The sequence below is a fragment of the Phytoactinopolyspora alkaliphila genome (genome assembly GCF_010550695.1).
Lineage (GTDB): Bacteria > Actinomycetota > Actinomycetes > Jiangellales > Jiangellaceae > Phytoactinopolyspora > Phytoactinopolyspora alkaliphila.
Map to the genome: position 1 here is coordinate 68,864 of NZ_JAAGOB010000018.1, position 15,913 is coordinate 84,776.

Sequence of the window (15,913 nt, forward strand, 5' to 3'; positions counted from 1 at the left end):
GTCGCCGCCAAGACTAGCGGTTGCCCGTCGGCTCTCGGCCAGGAGGTCTGGCTATTACCGTACGTGTCGTGGAATCAAACGATGACCACCGTGTTCCCGAACAGGGTTCCGGATACTTCGACGCCGCCTCTGCCGAACCCTTGCACCCGAGCGCACGGGAGGTGTGGCTCGCGGCGGTGGACGAGGGCTGGGCCGATCCGGCTCGCCTGTACGGCGCGGCCCGGAGGGCACGGATGCTCCTGGACAACGCCCGCGAGGTGATCGCCTCCCTGCTAGGCGCCCAGCCGAGCGAAGTGTCGTTCACGGCCAGCGGCACGCAGGCCGTCCACCAGGGCGTGCTCGGCACGGCCCGTGCCCGGCGGCGCGCGGGACGCCAGATCGTGGCGTCGGCGGTCGAGCATTCCGCCGTATTGCATGCGGCCGCGCATAGCGCGGGCGACGACGCGGGGTCCCCCGCGGCACCCCGGCTCGTCGGCGTGGACCGTACCGGCCGGGTCGATCCGGCCGAGTTCGCCGCCGCGGTGGATGCGGACACCGCACTCGCCTGCCTGCAGTCCGCCAACCACGAAGTGGGCACGGTTCAGCCGGTCGACGACGTCTCGGAACACTGCCGGGACCGGGGCGTGCCCGTGTTCGTCGACGCCGCGCAGACCGTCGGGCGTCAGCCGGTCCCCCGCGGGTGGTCGGTGCTGGCCGCGAGCGCACACAAGTGGGGTGGACCTCCAGGCGTCGGAGTCCTGGCGGTGCGGCGTGGCACCCGGTGGCGTTCGGCGCTGCCGGAGGACGAGCGTGAGGACGGGCGCGTCCCCGGGTTCGGCAACCTGCCCGGCATCCTCGCTGCGGCCTCGGCGCTGCATGCACGGGCGGGCGAGGCTGAGCAGCTGGCCGCGCGGCACCGTGCCCTGGTGGACCGGATACGCGCGGAAATACCCGCCCGGGTCCCCGATGTGGAGGTGGTGGGCGACCCGGACCGGCGCCTGCCGCACCTGGTGACGTTCTCCTGCCTGTACGTCAACGGTGAAGCGCTGGTGGGCGAACTGGACCGGGCCGGTTTCGCGGTCTCGAGTGGCTCGTCGTGCACCGCCAGCACCCTGCGCCCGAGCCATGTGCTGGAGGCGATGGGCGTTCTCACCCATGGCAATGTCCGGGTGTCGTTGTCCCGCGACGTGACCTCAGCCGACGTCGACCGTTTCCTGGACGTGGTGCCGCAGGTGGTCTCCCGGCTCCGGGCGGAGGCCGGGATATGACCGGCCCGCTGGTTCTGGACTGCCGGGGTATGCGCTGCCCGTTGCCGGTGATCGAGCTGGCCAAACGGATCGGTGACGTGCCCGTCCAAGGCTTGGTACGGGTGATCGCCGACGATCCCGCGGCGGCCACCGACGTTCCAGCCTGGTGCCGCATGCGCGGACACGAGTACGCCGGACCCGGTGAGGCCGTGGGCGATGCCCCGTCCTACCTGGTCCGGCGTACTCGATGATGATCGGGCGCGCTGTCAGCCGATCAGTGGAACGAATCTCCGCAGGCGCAGGAACCGCCCGCGTTGGGGTTGTCGATGGTGAAGCCCTGCTTCTCGATGGTGTCGACGAAGTCGATGGTGGCACCGGTGAGGTACGGGGCGCTCATGCGGTCGACCACCACGTTCACGCCGCTGAAGTCCTGCACGATGTCACCGTCGAGCGAGCGCTCGTCGAAGAAGAGCTGGTAACGCAGACCGGAACAGCCACCGGGCTGAACAGCGATACGCAGCTGGAGGTCATCCCGGCCCTCCTGGTCGAGCAGGGCCTTCACCTTGGAAGCGGCGCCGTCGGTGAGCACCACACCCTGGTCGGTCTGTTCCTGAACCGTCATCGTTGTTCTCCTGACGAATAGCGGACTGCGTCTGTAGCGATTAACGTCTGCGACGGCAATGTCATTCCGTACCTGCAATGCCAGTGTAGGGTGCCCGGCCCCGAATCGCGCCAACACCGGCGGCATCCACGCATGGCCTGCGCGTCAGCCTCCCCGGCTCCACGTCTTCGCCACCCTCTCGGCGACGGCGGCCAAGCTGTCCGCCGGCCGGGCGAAGGCCTCCTCGCGGCCGACGATGTCGACGAGGGCATAGGCTGCTTCGATCCCGTTGGCGCGCAGCTCCCGGTTGCCCACTTCCACGGCTCCAGCCACGGCGATGCACGGACGCAGCGCGGCGTTGGCCAGCTCCGCTACCCCTACCGGAACCTTGCCGTTCATCGACTGCCAGTCGAGCTTGCCTTCCCCGGTGATGACCAGGTCCGACGCCGCGACCAGGTCCGGCAGGCCGACGGCGTCAGCCACGGTGGTGAAGCCAGGCTCCCTGCTGCCGCCGAGGAGGAGGATCGCGTAACCGAGCCCACCGGCGGCGCCCGCTCCCTTGGCATCGGCCGTCTTACGTCCCGCGAGCTGGGCGAACGTGGTCAGAGCGGCGTCGGCCGCCAGCTTCGGCTCGTCGCCTGTCAGGCCCTTCTGCTCGCCGAAGACATTGGTGGCGCCACGGAGTCCGAGCAGCGGGTTGTCTACGTCCGACGCCGCGACCAGCTCGATCCCGGCGAGCCGGTCCCGGGCGGCAGCCATGTCCAGACCGGTGAGTCCGGCGAGCGCGTCCGGTCCGCCACGCAGCGCCCCCTCCGGTTCCGCGCTCGCTCCCAGCGCCGCGAGCATGCCCGCTCCCCCGTCGTTGGTGCCCGAGCCGCCGAGACCGACGACGACGCGGCCCGCGCCGGCGTCCACGGCCGCCGCGATCAGCTGCCCCACTCCGTACGACGACGCCCGGGAGGCGACGCCGGGCTCGGGGCTGCGTCCGTCGCTGGACCTCGGCAACAAGTCCAGGCCACAGGCCTGGGCGGACTCGATGTACGCCGTGGTGCCCGCACTCGCGTCCTTCACCAGGAGCAGGGTGGCCGGCACCGGTACGCCGAGGGGTCCTTCCACGGTCACAGCGAGCAGGTCCCCGCCGAGGCTCGCCTGCAGGACATCGACGAAGCCCGGACCTCCGTCGGCCATCGGCACGGCGACAACCTCGTCGTCGGGCGTGGTTCGCCGCCATCCCGCGGCCACCGCGTCCGCGGCCTCGACAGCCGTCAGCGTCCCGGCGAACTTGTCCGGAGCAACAAGGATGCGCATAGCGCAGAGTCTGTCAGACGGGACACCAGCGGCCGCACACTACGCTGTCAGAATGGATGACGCGATCCTCGAGACCCCCCATGCCCGCTGGAGCCGCCCGATGCGAATTCGCCCGATGCGACGCACGGATGTCGAGGCCGTGGAGCGCGTCACCGACCGCGCGTTCAGGCCGGCCGGAGGTGGCCGTTCCACCGTCGCGCGGCACCGCTGGATCAAGCGCCTCGCGCACTTCCTTGACGTGGACCCAGGTGGCTGCTGGGTGGCCGAGGACCAAGCCGGCGTCGCGGGCGTCGCCGTCGCGCTGCGCCGGGACGAGATGTGGGTCCTGTCCACACTGGCCGTCGACCCGGCCCACCAGGGACGCGGCATCGGCAAAGCACTGTTCGACGCAGCCGTGGCGTACGGCGACGGATGCCTGCGCGGCATGCTGTGCGCGATGCCGAACCACGCCGCCCTGCGCCGCTATCGCCACGCGGGCTTCACGCTGTATCCGACCCTGCGCCTGAGCGGCACCGTCGATCCCGGCGCCGCGCCGGACGTCGGCGGAGTCCGCGTGGGCAGCCAGTCCGACCTGGACCTGGTCGATTCCGTGGACCGGCGTGTTCGCGGCGCCACGCACCGAGCCGACCATGCGTTTCTCGCCACCGGCGGACCACTACTCGTCTGCGACATCCTGACCGGGTCCGGGTACGTGTACCTCGACCAGTTCGGGGTAGGCCCGCTGGCCGCCACCAGCCGGGCCGTCGCCCAGCGCCTGCTGTGGGCCGCGCTGAACACGGTGCCACCCGGCGAGGAGCTGAGTGTGCGTCATCTCACGTCCGATCAGGAGTGGGCGCTCGACGTGGGGCTCGCCGCCGGCCTGCGCGTCGAGACCGACGGGTGCCTGGCACTGCGGCACATGCGGCCACCGGCGCCGTACGTCCCCTCCGTCTTCTTCGGGTGACCACACCCCCGACCGCCCCCAAATGATCATGTAAACCATGGTTTCTCGTGCTTTACCAGGGCTGCAGGCATGGTCAAGCACGAGAAAGCCTGGTGATACCGCTGCGCTGGATCAGCCGCCCAGACTCGGATCGTCTCCCCTGGCGGCCCGCCGGATGTCCTCGATCGCCGCGTCCAGCTGAACGGCCATGCCGGCGTCGAGCCGGGTGTCGTGTGACAGCGAGCGCAACGCCTGCTCAGCCACGCCAAGCGCACGTTCGAGCCGGTGGTTCTGCTCCGACAGCGCCTCGGCCCGGCGCTGCGCGTCGTCGGCTCGACGCTGGGCCGACGAGACGAAACCCAGCGTGCCCAGCACGGCCACGACGATCACGGCGGCGAACATGACGGTCATCACATGGGAAGTCTGCCACTCCCTCCGTTGTTGGGCATATGGGACCATGTAGAGGCATCTGCCCGTGAAAGTGAGGCGTCATCCCGTGACCGTCACCGATTCCCATCCCGCAACACCGCTGCCGTTGCTGTTGCTAGGCCGCGGCGCGGACTCCGCCACCGAGCGCGGGGTAGAGTGCCCCGGGGATCTCCCGGCCGCCAGCGATCCCGACCTGGTGGATCGGGCTCGCCGCGCACGCGAAGCGCTCGGAGAGCGTGCCTTCTTGCTTGGGCATCACTATCAGCGCGACGAAGTCATCCAGTTCGCCGACGTCACAGGTGACTCGTTCAAACTGGCCAAGGACGCCGCGGCCCGCCCGGAAGCGGAGTACATCATCTTCTGCGGCGTGCACTTCATGGCCGAGTCGGCCGACATCCTGACCGGCGACCATCAGCAGGTGATCCTGCCGGATCTCGCCGCCGGGTGTTCTATGGCGGACATGGCCAGGCTGCTGCAGGTCGAAGACGCCTGGGCCCGCCTCACCGACGCCGGGGTCGCCGCCTCGACGGTGCCGATCACCTACATGAACTCCTCCGCCGACATCAAGGCGTTCGTCGGCCGCAACGGCGGCGCCGTGTGCACGTCAAGCAATGCGCAGCGTGCGCTGGAGTGGGCGTTCGAGCGCGGGGAGAAGGTCCTCTTCCTGCCAGACCAGCACCTCGGCCGGAACACCGCCGTGCTGCAGCTGGGCATGTCACTGGACGACTGCGTGGTCATCGACCCGCACAAGCCGAACTTCGGTGTCTCCGACGACGAGCTGGCCAACGCCCGCATGCTCCTGTGGAAGGGGCACTGCTCGGTCCACGGCAGGTTCTCCATCGACTCGGTGAACGACGTGCGAGCACGCGTCCCCGGTGTCAACGTCCTAGTGCACCCGGAATGCAAGCACGAGGTAGTCAACGCGGCCGACTACGTCGGCTCCACCGAGTACATCATCAAGACCATCGCCGACGCGCCTTCCGGGTCGGCTTGGGCGGTGGGTACCGAGCTCAACCTGGTCAAGCGGCTGGCCCAGGAGTACCCGGACAAGAACGTGGTCTTCCTCGACCGCAACGTGTGCTTCTGCTCCACCATGAACCGCATCGATCTTCCGCATCTGGTGTGGGCCATGGAGAGCCTGGTGGAGGGTCGCGTGGTCAACCGCATCGAGGTCGACGCCGACACGTCGCACTGGGCCAAGGTCGCCCTGGACAGGATGCTGGCACTTCCTGCCCGCTGACCAGTCATTACGCGTGAGAATGATCAGGTGACCGAGCGCGGCAAATGCTGTCCTATTGTCCAGCACGCACGCACCGAACGTCGCGCACGCATTAACCGTGAGGTGTAACCGCATGTCCTTTGTCATGACCGAGGCAGAGCGCGAGACGTTCCTGTCGGGGATCCACGTCGGGGTGCTGGCCGTGGAGCGAGACGGTCGCGCACCCCTGGCCGTGCCGATCTGGTACAACTATGAACCCGGCGGCGAGGTCCTACTGTGGATGCACCGGGACACCGTCAAGGATCGCTGCATCCGCAAAGCCGGCAGGTTCAGCCTCGTGGCGCAGACCGAGGATGCGCCGTACAAGTACGTGACCGCGGAAGGTCCGGTGGTGGCCAACGACGACCCACCCACCCGCGCGCAGGCTCTGGCTATCGTGCGTCGGTACCTTTCCGAAGACGACGCCACCGCCTACGTCGACGACGCCCTTGGCCCGAACTCGATTTTGGTCAGGATGCGCCCGGAGAAATGGCTCAGCAACGACCAGAGCAAGTAGACCGGACCCGGCCCGGCGTAGATTTGCCGCATGAGTGACGAGTCCATGCATCAGCTGCTCCGCGCGACCGATGGTCCGGAACCGCTCGAGTCGCTGAGGGCTGTGGCGGCCCTGCGCCGGGAGACCCAGCGCAGGGAGTCCGTCCTGGTCCGCCGGGCCCGTGTGAGCGGCGCGTCGTGGACCCAGATCGCCGAGGCGCTGGGTGTGTCCAAGCAGTCCGCGCATCGCAAGTACGGGGGCCGGGGCCTGCTGCGCAACGAGCCCTGACCTCGCGCACCATCCGCTGTTCCTTCTCCTTGTCCGATGCGCACTATCCGACGAGCGCTGGCCAGCCCGAGCCATATCACGCCGAGCCCTTTCCGACAGAGCACCCCACCAACGCAGCGTTCCGCCGACACAGCACCCCGCCGAGACAGCACTCATCCGCCATGGTCCCGGCCAGCGGCGGCCGCCACCGAATCGATCAGCTCGACGACCCGCTCCGGCACCCGCAGCGGCACAGCGTGATCACTGTCCAGCCAGGTGAGTGGCACATCTGGGTGCGCTGCCTGCAGCTTATGAACGCCGTCACGCCAACGGGCCAGACCGGCGTCGTCGTAGCCGCCCGAGGGCGACGTCGCCACAGCGACGTGCACGGGACAACGGAGTCGCGGGTACGCGTCGGCGATAGCCGTTCGCCGCTGCTGAACCTCATTCACCAGCCCCGCCAACGCACCGCGATCGAGACGCACCCCCACCCGCAGCAACCGCGCCAGAGCGTCAGCAGCGCGGGCGACGAGACCGTCCCGTCCTTCAGCAGGCGCCTCGCCGGGTGATCCCAGATCCGCGGGGACGGCTCCGTCCAGGACAAGTACCCCCGAGCACGAGGTGGGGTATAGCGCGGCATGCCAGACGGCGAGATCTGCGCCCAGTGACCAGCCACAAAGGAGCGGCGCACGAACGCCGCAGCTCTTCACCACGACCCGGACGTCGTCAAGAAACCGCTCGAATCCGTAATCCTCCGCTGTGCCCGAGCGTCCGTGCCCACGGTAGTCGAAGGTGATGACCCGGTATCGACCGGTCAGCAACCGGGCGACCCGGTCCCATACACTCTGCGGAGCTCCGAGGCCGGACAGGAGTACCACGGCCGGGCCGTCGCCACCGCTGTCCCGGGTGGCGAGCGTCACGCCGTCCACCGTGCCGAGTGATCCCCGCTGCCATCTCATCGCGCCACGCGTCACCGGACTCCGCCCAACGTCAGCATATGTTGACGATTCACGCCGTCAACATATGCTGACGATGGTTCCGCCGTCAATCACCCGGCGCAGCAGCCGTACCAGCGTTGGACTTACCGGCGCATCTCACGGGAGAGCTTTTCCAACGGAAGGTGCAGCACCTGACCCTGCGCCGGTCCGGCGTTCTCCGTGGCCAGATCAGCTATCTCGTCCTCGCTCAACGCCTGGTTGTAGAGATACAACTCGTCGAGCTGGCCGGTCAGGGGATTCACGCCATCGGGGCGCTGGCCGGCGTACACGCCGATGCTCGTCGCCCGCGACGTCGATCCGGGGATATTGTCCGCCTCGGCCACCGCCACACCGTCGACGTACAGGACCACTGCGTCAGCGGACCGAGTCAGCGCCACGTGATGCCAGGCGCCATCCGCCAGGTTTCCCGGAGCGACGAGCGAACGCGACCCGCTGCCCGTGTCCACCAGGGCGCGCAGCCGATCCGAGCCGGGCTCCACCCGGATCCACCACTGAGGCGCCCCGGAACCCACGCCGTACGCCCACATAATCGCCTGCGACGCGGGAGAGTCGGTGCGGAACCACGTGGCCGCGGTGAACGTCCCGCCTGCACCGAGAACCGACTCCGACGGCGGAACGACGAGATAGTCATCGGCGCCCAGGTCGAGTGCCTGGCCGAATCGACCCTCGGTCAACGCCGCCCGCTGATACACCTCGGCGTCGTTGCCGTGGCCGGAGCCGTCAGGGGTGACGGTCACCCGCCGCGGCGGTTCCGGCGGCTCCGGCGCGTCCAGCTGGCCAGTCGTGTAACGGGCAAAGGTGATCGTCTCGTAGGGACCGTCCACTCCGGCTTCGTACAGGATTCCCACCCGATTGTTTCCCAGGCGGACCATGTCCGAGTAGGCCGCGGGCCCATCCCAGATCAATTTTCCGGCGGTCCAGGTCTGGCCCTCGTCGAAACTGCTTGAAATCCGCATTCCGGCACGTGCCGGACCCTTCGGCGCCGAGAAGAGCAGCCGATCCTTCGGCGCCCCTAGCGCTGTCGACGACAGCCGAAGCGTCGCGGCCTGCACTACGGGCGCTGGTAGCTGTGGCTCTTCCTGGTAGGGCTGGTCGAAACTGGCGCCGCCGTCGCTGCTGTGCGTCACCGCGCGCGTCGACTCCGACGTCCCATTCTGATCGCGCGTGTTGAAATAGACCCGTCCGTCGTTGAGCTCGACGGCGGTGTTCTCGTTCGGGTTGATCACACCGTCCTCGGGGCGATCCACGCCACCGATCTGCCACGTCTCACCACCGTCGTCGCTGTACAGGGAGTGCGCGCCGTAGTACTTGTTCTCCGCGCCGGTGTCGGCGGATCCCTCAGGTGGCGCAGCCGAGTGGTTTGCCGGGATGACCAGCCGGCCCGCGTAAGGCTCGTGCCGCAACTGGATGCCGTGCACGGGGCCGGTGGCGTACCACCGCCAGTCCGGTTCTTTGGTCTGCGCGGTGATCTCCCGCGGATCCGACCAGGTGGCGCCGTGATCGTCGCTGTACTGCACGAAGACGCGCCGGCTGTCCTCGTCAGAGACGTCACCACGCCGGATGGCGGTCTCCGTTGCCGTGCCGGAGTTATGGGTGGTCAGTAAGATCACCCGACCCGTTTCCCGGTCGACGACGGGAGCGGGATTGCCGAACACGTTCGGCCCGTTGTCGCCGACGACCTGGAGTTCCCCCCAGCTGTCGCCGCCGTCCGTCGAGCGCTTGAGCACGAGGTCGATGTCGCCGGTGTCGCCAGCGCCTGCGACGCGGCCCTCGGCGAAGGCGAGCAGGGTTCCGTCTGCGGCCTGGACGATGGCCGGGATTCGGAAGGTGTCGTATCCGTCGGTGCCGGCCTCGTAGACCGCCGTGCCGGGCGGCGCGGCCGGATCTTTCGCGCCGGCTGCCGGGACACTCGATCCGGAGACGGCCACGATGGCGGCGAGCGCCACGGCGCTCGCCGACGCGAGCACCGAACGCCTCCGGCTTGTTGGGCGTGTGTGTTGCGGGTGGGTCACAACGGTTCTCCTTGCGTTCACGCGGACATCGGTCGACCGTGGGCGAAACTTGCCTTCCATACCTTCGGCGTTCGGATTCCCGGCCCCACCTCCCCGCTCACAATGATCAGGTCGTCGCCCCAGCTGACGGCGGGCGCGGTCGCGGGCGGGGAACCCGGGAAGTGGCCCAGTATCTGCCAGCTGTCTTTGCGGACGTCGTAGAGCAGGAGCTCCGTGTTGAACCCGGTGTGATGGTCGAAGAGCCACGTGACGACGTCGTTGTGGGCGTGCCACTCGTCCGACCCGGGCGGCGCGGCCCTACGCAACGCACTGTGAGCCTCAATCAGGTTCCAGCGGTCGAGATCCTTGTCTCCGCCCACAACGAGCATCTGGTGCTTGCCGACAGGGTGGGCGAGACCGGCGGTGACACACCACGGCAGATCGGAGATCCGGTCCCACCGCCGGCGTGCCGGGTGGTAGGCATACGCATCGCGGTGGAATCGCCAGTCACCGGCTTCGTCCTGGCTACGGCCGCTGAACAGGTAGAACCGGCCGGCTTGTGCGGCGCCGACGGCGACTGCCCGGGCATCACCGGGCCATGACGGCAGCACCGACCAGCCTTCCGCGGGCCGGGCCAGGTCGAGACTGTAGAAGTCTCCGCCCTGGGCGACATACACGACATCATCGATCACGCCCGCCACCGCGTAGGACATCGGCCGGGGCAGATCCGGAAGGTCCTCCCGCACCAGCGTCTCGGATGCCGCGTCGAAGCGCAGGACGTACGCGTCGGCGAACAGCTCCAGTGCCGCCTGTGCGTTGCCGTTGGCGCCGCCGCGGAAACCTTCGCCGCCGAGTACGACGACGCCGTCCTCGGTGCTGACCGTAGCAGCGTAGGCAACGGCGTCGGGCAGCCGGAGCTCGTGGGTCAGCCATTCCACACCAGAGGCGGTGCGCTTGAGAACGAAGGCTTCGGCCCAATAGACCTTGCCGAGCGTATTGTCGCGGGTGGCGGTGCGTGCAACCTCGGGGAAGTTGGCTCCTCCCGCAGCGATCAGATAGTCGCCATGTGCGCCCGCGACCATTGCTGCCAGGCCAACCTGCTTCCAGTGCGGCTCGCCGATCGGCAACGTGGAGGTCCATGCGTCGGTGTTGGACGGGACATCCGGCAGTGCCGTCCACGAGATTCGGGGCACGCGGTTGCCGGGCCGGGCCGACGCCGTGGCCGGTGGCAGGTGAATAGCGGCACCGGTTAGGGCAGCCGTCGCGGATGCGGCGCCGGCCAGGAGAACCCGGCGTCTGCTCAGGGGATTTGTGCGGGAACGGGTCATCGGTTGACTCCCACGTCACGGTGGCGGTCGAGCAGGCCCTCATGCCCTCCCTCGGCACCGATATCGGGCTGATGAACCGACTCCTGGCCACATGTCTGATATCTAACATCTCGAGATGCCGGACATTTAACCGGCGAGAAACACACCGCGTCAAGGGGTTGACAGATATCCGATATCTGATGTGAGATCCAGGTCAAGCGTAACCACGCAAGCCCACGAGTGGAGTCACCCACGATGCGCGTCCCTCTGTACCAGCAGGCTCAGCAAGCGCTACGGCAGTACGTCCTCGACCACGGTCTCGAGCCGGGTGACCCGCTGCCCTCCGAGGGAGAGCTGGCCGAGCAACTCGGCATGAGCCGAGCATCGGTGCGCGAGGCCACCCGAAGCCTGGAGTCCTTCGGCGTCATCGAGGCCCGGCACGGCACCGGCCTCTTCGTGGGAAAGTTCACCTTCGGCCCCATCCTCGAGCATCTTCCATACAGCCTCATGCTCGACGGGGCCGCGTTCGAAGAAGTTCTTGAGGTTCGGCATGCCCTCGAAGAGCACCTCATCGTCAAGATCAGCAAGGTGCTGACCGAACAGGACCTCGCCGACCTTGAGGAGATCGTCGAGCAGATGCGCGTTCAACAGGTCGACGGCCAGCCACCACCCGAGCTCGACCTCGCCTTCCACCGGCGGCTCTTCTCGCCCTTGGGCAACCACCTGGTGCTGGACCTCATCGACTTGTTCTGGCAGCTCTACAACCGCATCGGCGAACATCTGCCGGAGAAGAACCCACACGCGGTCGAGATCCACGCCGAAATCGCCGCCGCGCTGCGCTCCAGAGACCCGCAACGCCTCGTCGAAGCCGTCAATCAGCACTTCGCCGGCATCGAGCATTCGGTCGAGGCCATTCACATCGATGACGACTAGTACAGGGCGCTAGGCATCTCCCGATGGCATCCGCTGCCACCCACCCAGTCTTGTCCCGGCCGCCCGCCTCGGGCACGCCGACACAGCAGCGGACAGTCCCGCGGCTTGCCCGCCGACCCTCTCCGTCGGCCCCTAACACAAAGGAGTGTGTGTCAACCATGAATTCGTCCCGACTGATCACCCGCCGTGCCTGGTTCGCCTTTCCCGCCGCAGCCGCGTTGGCGCTCGCCGCCTGTGGCTCCGACGACGGTGACCCCGATAGCGCCAGCGGTGGCAACGCCAACATCGAAGACGCCGACGCTGAGCTGCAGTTCATCTGGCCCGGTACGTCCGACCCCGAGATGCGGGTGGCCGAAGACTTCCAGGCCGATCTCAACGAGGACAACCCCAACCTGAAACTGGAGTACAACTTCATGTCCTGGGGGGACATGCAAGACCAGCTGGCCATCCGTATCCAAGCCGGCAATCCTCCTGACCTTACGATGACCCAGGATGTCCTCGACCTGGTCCGGATGCAGGGACTCGAGCCGCTCCGCGATCGCCTCGAGGGCAGTGACCTCGAGGCCTCCGAGTTCCGGCCCGGCACCCTCGAGTACTCCACCGTGGACGGCGAGCTCTACGCGGTGCCGTATCTGGCACAGGCATTCACCCTCGTGGTCAACGAGGAACTCCTCGCCGAAGCCGGAATGGCCGTGGAGGATCTGAAGACGTGGGCCGACATGGAGGCCGCCGCGGAGGCGATGACCACCGAGGACACGTACGGTTTCGCCTACCCGATGGGCAATCCGCGATTCGCGTTCCGGGTGCCGATGACAGCCGCGTACAGCAACGACCTGCTCATGAATGACACCAGCCCGGAGGCCGAGCAGCAGTGGCGGGAGCTACTCGACCACTTCGAGGCGATGCGTCCGTACCGGCCGGCCGCGGATGTCACCTGGGACTACGCGGACATGTTCCGCGCCTACGCCAACGGCGAGGTCGGCATGATCGCCGCCGGAACGTTCTTCACCCCAAACGTGTATGAGCTCAACCCGCAGATCATCGACGTGTCGCGGCAGATCGCCTACCCGGCCGGACCGTCGGCCGAGCAGAGTAAGGCTCCGGTGATGAACGTCGGCTATGGCATCTTCGCCGGTGGACAGAACCCGGATCTGTCGTGGAACGTGCTCGAACGGCTGGTGGACGACGAGTGGGTGGCCCGGCAGGCCTCCGTCGTGCACGTGCCCGCCCGCACTACGGTCGGTGTCGACGCCATCGTCGAACACCTGCCCGACATCTACCCCGAGGCGATCGACGGCCAGACCCGGCAGATCGAGGACATGATGGCGCTGATCGACGAAGGCGGCGTCGCCTACGAGCCGATTCCCGGACAGCCCGAGATGGAGCCCGAGGTACAGGAGATCATGCGGACGTTCAACGACGGCAGCATCGACGCCGACGAAGCGTACGCACTGCTCATGGAACGCATCGGCGAGGTCAAGGACCGGCAGTGAACCAGACCGGTACGCGGCGCCGGACCGCGGATCCCCGCCCGACGCGGCAGACGGGCGCCACACCCGCCGGCCGCCCGGGCCGTGGGCGCCGATGGCTGCAAAAGCACGGCTTCTGGGTCCTGCTGATGTCACCTGTCCTGCTCTACCTGCTGGTCGCCCAGTTTTACCCACTGGTGGAGACAGTCAGGCTCAGCGTCTTCGACCACCGCCCCACCAGTCCCGAGCCGCAGTCCTTCACCGGATTGGACAACTACCGAGAGCTGTTCACCGAGGACCGGAACTTCTGGCGGGTCGTCCGCAACAGCTTCCTGTGGGTCCTGGGCTCCACCGGCCTGCAGCTGATTGTCGGCACCACCATCGCCCTGGTCCTCAATCAGAGACTACGCCTCCGCGGGCTGTGGCGTGGCCTGATGCTGATCCCGTGGGTGATGCCGGTCATCGTCGTCGCCATCATCTGGCGTTGGATCTTCGACGGCCAGCATGGATTGGCGAACCACTATCTGACCCAGATCGGCCTCCTGGACGAGCCGATCGTGTGGCTCGGGTCGGAGATCTGGGTGTGGCCGGTACTGCTTCTCACGGCCACCTGGATGGGCTCGCCGTTCATCGCCTTGATGGTGCTCGCCGCGCTCCAGGGCATCTCGCGGGACGTCCTGGAAGCGGCCGCCGTCGACGGCACCACTGCCCGGCAACGCCTGTTCCACGTCATCCTGCCCATGATCAGGCCGACGCTCTTCGTCGCCGGAATGATCGCCGTGGTGCTGACCTGGTTCAAGTTCGAGGTGATCTGGGCGCTGACCAATGGCGGGCCTGGCTTCGCCACCAGCATTCTGCCCACCTACGTGTACACCCAGGCGTTCCAGCGCTTCGACTTCGGCATGGCCGGCGCCGTGGCAGCCACGGCCATGGCTATCGTCCTCGTCGTCGCCGGGATACTGGCCAAACTGTTCGGCCCTCGCAAGGACTAAGCAGGTTCGCCGCGCCGGTAAATCCCGGCGTCGCGCTACCGCAGCAGGAGGCATCCACCGTGTTCAGAGACTCGGCAGTCCGCGTGATCGGACGCTACGGCTCGCTCGTCGTCGTCATGGGCTTCATTTTGCTCCCGGGACTGTGGCTGCTCGTCTCGTCGCTGAAGACCAATCAGACCATCTTCTCGTCCACCCCCAGCTGGCTGGTCGAGGAAGGCACGCTCGACCACTACGCCTGGGCGCTCGGGGGTCGAGGGCTGGACATGACGCGGTTGATGGGAAACACGCTGATCGTGTGCGTCCTCACCGCCGCGATCACTGCCTTCTTCGCCTGTCTCGCCGGATACGGCCTGGCGAGATACCAGGGCAAGGGCGCGCGGGTGGCGATCATCGGACTACTGATCGCGCAGATGGTCCAAGGCCCCATGATCATGCTGCCGTGGTACCAGATCGCGATGAATCTACAGCTTCTGGATACGCGCACGATACTGGTGCTCATTTACCAGACGATGACGCTGCCCGCTGCGGTGTGGTTGATGAGCGGCTTTTTCAAGAACGTGCCCACCGAGCTGGAGGACGCCGCGCAGATGGACGGCGCCGGGAGGCTGCGCACGCTGACCAGTGTCATACTTCCTCTCACGAAGCCCGGCCTGGTGGCCGTTGGCCTCTACGCCTTCATCCTTGCCTGGAACGATTACCAGTACGCCCTGATCATGACGAACTCCTCCAGCACTCGCACCGTCCAGATCGGTATCGCGCAAGTCATGGAAAGCATGGGCGCGCAGAACTGGGGCGGCATCCTGGCCGCCGGTGTGCTCGCGGTGGTGCCGGTGGTTGTGCTCTTCGCGCTCGCCCAGCGCTACCTCATTCAGGGCCTGACCGCGGGCGCCGTGAAGAATTGACCCCGTGCGCCCCGGTGTCACCTGATCGTCGATGTGTCACCTGATCGTCCCGGTGGCAACGATCAGATGACACGTCCGCGCTCAGGCGCCGTCATACGTCGTCCGATCAGATCTCACGATACGGACGAGCGGCGATCAGATGACCTAACCGCGCCACGCGGCCCCATCAGGTCATCTGATCGTCAAGGCCCGAGCACCACAGGGGAATCGGACGACATATCGACGATCAGGTGACCCAACGGCTAGACGCCGGGAGCGCCCCAGACGGGGAACCAGCGGCTGACATCCGACTCGATTGGCAGGTCGCCGCTGACGAGTGCCCGCACCTGGAGTTCCAGCGCGTTGTCCCTGCGCTGAGCAGCGCCATCCACCGGTGCGAACGGATAGAAGGTGCCCCGCTTGTAGAGGTAGACCAGGGCCAAGCCGCGATTGTCGTCGGAGCGCAGGCCGATGGTGGTACACAGCAGAGAGGGCCCGAACCCGGAGGCCTCGAGGGTCGAGTTGACCGCATGCAGGTCCGTGCACAGGGCGGACATATCTTCCGGCGGACGTTTGACCACGAGCCAGGTGTAGCCGTAGTCGTCCCGGATCTCTTCCGGTTCCGAGCCGCCGAGTAGAGCGGTGATCTCTTTCTTCAACCGGGCGAACGGCCCGCCTTCGGCCTGCCGGAAACACACCGCCCCCACGCCCGTGGGGTGCATCTGCGCCGACGTCTCGAGCGTCAGTGCAGCGGTAGGCAGAGCGAACAGGGCATCGAGATTCGGCTCGGCCGGCTTGGACCGGCCGAAGATGGTGTCCCAGAAACCCATGATGC

The 15,913-nt window shown here is 67.3% G+C and carries 17 protein-coding genes; 10 read left to right on the forward strand and 7 right to left on the reverse strand.

The window, feature by feature from the left end; all coding sequences use genetic code 11:
• Nucleotides 1–68 precede the first annotated feature (68 nt).
• A complete protein-coding gene (locus G1H11_RS23625; RefSeq protein ID WP_163821076.1) occupies nt 69–1,247 on the forward strand; it encodes an aminotransferase class V-fold PLP-dependent enzyme in 1,179 nt (392 codons plus the stop codon).
• Nucleotides 1,244–1,477, forward strand: coding sequence for a sulfurtransferase TusA family protein (locus G1H11_RS23630; protein WP_163821077.1), 234 nt, complete (start codon nt 1,244–1,246; stop codon nt 1,475–1,477). Before G1H11_RS23625 ends, G1H11_RS23630 begins: the two co-directional genes overlap by 4 nt.
• Nucleotides 1,478–1,500: 23 nt before the next feature.
• Here G1H11_RS23630 and erpA read toward each other — a convergent pair whose 3' ends face one another.
• Together erpA and G1H11_RS23640 are read right to left on the reverse strand one after the other, a co-directional pair.
• Nucleotides 1,501–1,848 (reverse strand): iron-sulfur cluster insertion protein ErpA, encoded by a 348-nt coding sequence (erpA, locus tag G1H11_RS23635; RefSeq protein WP_163821078.1) that lies wholly within the window; start codon nt 1,846–1,848, stop codon nt 1,501–1,503.
• Nucleotides 1,849–1,992: 144 nt separating this feature from the next.
• Entirely contained in the window at nt 1,993–3,135 is a 1,143-nt protein-coding gene (locus tag G1H11_RS23640; protein WP_163821079.1) for a glycerate kinase family protein, read from the reverse strand.
• 52 nt (nt 3,136–3,187) lie between these two features.
• On the opposite strand from G1H11_RS23640, the gene G1H11_RS23645 reads away from it, so the two are divergent.
• Nucleotides 3,188–4,078: a GNAT family N-acetyltransferase gene (locus G1H11_RS23645; RefSeq protein ID WP_216844079.1), complete on the forward strand. Its 891-nt coding sequence runs from the start codon at nt 3,188–3,190 to the stop codon at nt 4,076–4,078.
• 111 nt (nt 4,079–4,189) lie between these two features.
• Here G1H11_RS23645 and G1H11_RS23650 read toward each other — a convergent pair whose 3' ends face one another.
• Nucleotides 4,190–4,471 (reverse strand): hypothetical protein, encoded by a 282-nt coding sequence (locus G1H11_RS23650; RefSeq protein WP_163821080.1) that lies wholly within the window; start codon nt 4,469–4,471, stop codon nt 4,190–4,192.
• 82 nt (nt 4,472–4,553) lie between these two features.
• Here G1H11_RS23650 and nadA point away from each other — a divergent pair, with 82 nt between their 5' ends.
• The 3 genes from nadA to G1H11_RS23665 all read left to right on the forward strand — a co-directional run bounded on the left by nadA (nt 4,554) and on the right by G1H11_RS23665 (nt 6,528).
• Complete coding sequence (gene nadA / locus G1H11_RS23655; protein ID WP_163821081.1) at nt 4,554–5,726, forward strand: quinolinate synthase NadA; 1,173 nt, start codon at nt 4,554–4,556, stop codon at nt 5,724–5,726.
• Nucleotides 5,727–5,838: 112 nt separating this feature from the next.
• Nucleotides 5,839–6,261 (forward strand): pyridoxamine 5'-phosphate oxidase family protein, encoded by a 423-nt coding sequence (locus tag G1H11_RS23660; RefSeq protein ID WP_163821082.1) that lies wholly within the window; start codon nt 5,839–5,841, stop codon nt 6,259–6,261.
• A gap of 30 nt (nt 6,262–6,291) precedes the next feature.
• Nucleotides 6,292–6,528, forward strand: coding sequence for a hypothetical protein (locus G1H11_RS23665; RefSeq protein WP_163821083.1), 237 nt, complete (start codon nt 6,292–6,294; stop codon nt 6,526–6,528).
• A gap of 152 nt (nt 6,529–6,680) precedes the next feature.
• On the opposite strand, the gene G1H11_RS23670 is transcribed toward G1H11_RS23665, so the two are convergent.
• The 3 genes from G1H11_RS23670 to G1H11_RS23680 form a co-directional block, all read right to left on the reverse strand.
• Entirely contained in the window at nt 6,681–7,466 is a 786-nt protein-coding gene (locus G1H11_RS23670) for an alpha/beta fold hydrolase (protein ID WP_163821084.1), read from the reverse strand.
• A 122-nt stretch (nt 7,467–7,588) separates the two neighbouring features.
• Complete coding sequence (locus tag G1H11_RS23675) at nt 7,589–9,472, reverse strand: exo-alpha-sialidase (RefSeq protein WP_216844080.1); 1,884 nt, start codon at nt 9,470–9,472, stop codon at nt 7,589–7,591.
• A 62-nt stretch (nt 9,473–9,534) separates the two neighbouring features.
• Nucleotides 9,535–10,824 (reverse strand): galactose oxidase, encoded by a 1,290-nt coding sequence (locus G1H11_RS23680; protein WP_163821086.1) that lies wholly within the window; start codon nt 10,822–10,824, stop codon nt 9,535–9,537.
• A 234-nt stretch (nt 10,825–11,058) separates the two neighbouring features.
• Here G1H11_RS23680 and G1H11_RS23685 point away from each other — a divergent pair, with 234 nt between their 5' ends.
• The 4 genes from G1H11_RS23685 (at nt 11,059) to G1H11_RS27310 (ending at nt 15,099) form a co-directional block, all read left to right on the forward strand.
• Complete coding sequence (locus tag G1H11_RS23685; RefSeq protein ID WP_163821087.1) at nt 11,059–11,736, forward strand: FadR/GntR family transcriptional regulator; 678 nt, start codon at nt 11,059–11,061, stop codon at nt 11,734–11,736.
• 158 nt (nt 11,737–11,894) lie between these two features.
• Nucleotides 11,895–13,229: an ABC transporter substrate-binding protein gene (locus G1H11_RS23690; RefSeq protein WP_163821088.1), complete on the forward strand. Its 1,335-nt coding sequence runs from the start codon at nt 11,895–11,897 to the stop codon at nt 13,227–13,229.
• Entirely contained in the window at nt 13,226–14,197 is a 972-nt protein-coding gene (locus tag G1H11_RS23695; RefSeq protein ID WP_163821089.1) for an ABC transporter permease subunit, read from the forward strand. The genes G1H11_RS23690 and G1H11_RS23695 overlap by 4 nt, the downstream gene beginning before the upstream one ends.
• A 59-nt stretch (nt 14,198–14,256) precedes the next feature.
• Entirely contained in the window at nt 14,257–15,099 is an 843-nt protein-coding gene (locus G1H11_RS27310) for an ABC transporter permease subunit (protein ID WP_163821090.1), read from the forward strand.
• A gap of 242 nt (nt 15,100–15,341) precedes the next feature.
• On the opposite strand, the gene pspAB is transcribed toward G1H11_RS27310, so the two are convergent.
• Entirely contained in the window at nt 15,342–15,908 is a 567-nt protein-coding gene (gene pspAB / locus G1H11_RS23705) for a PspA-associated protein PspAB (protein WP_163821091.1), read from the reverse strand.
• Between the last annotated feature and the right edge of the window lie 5 nt (nt 15,909–15,913).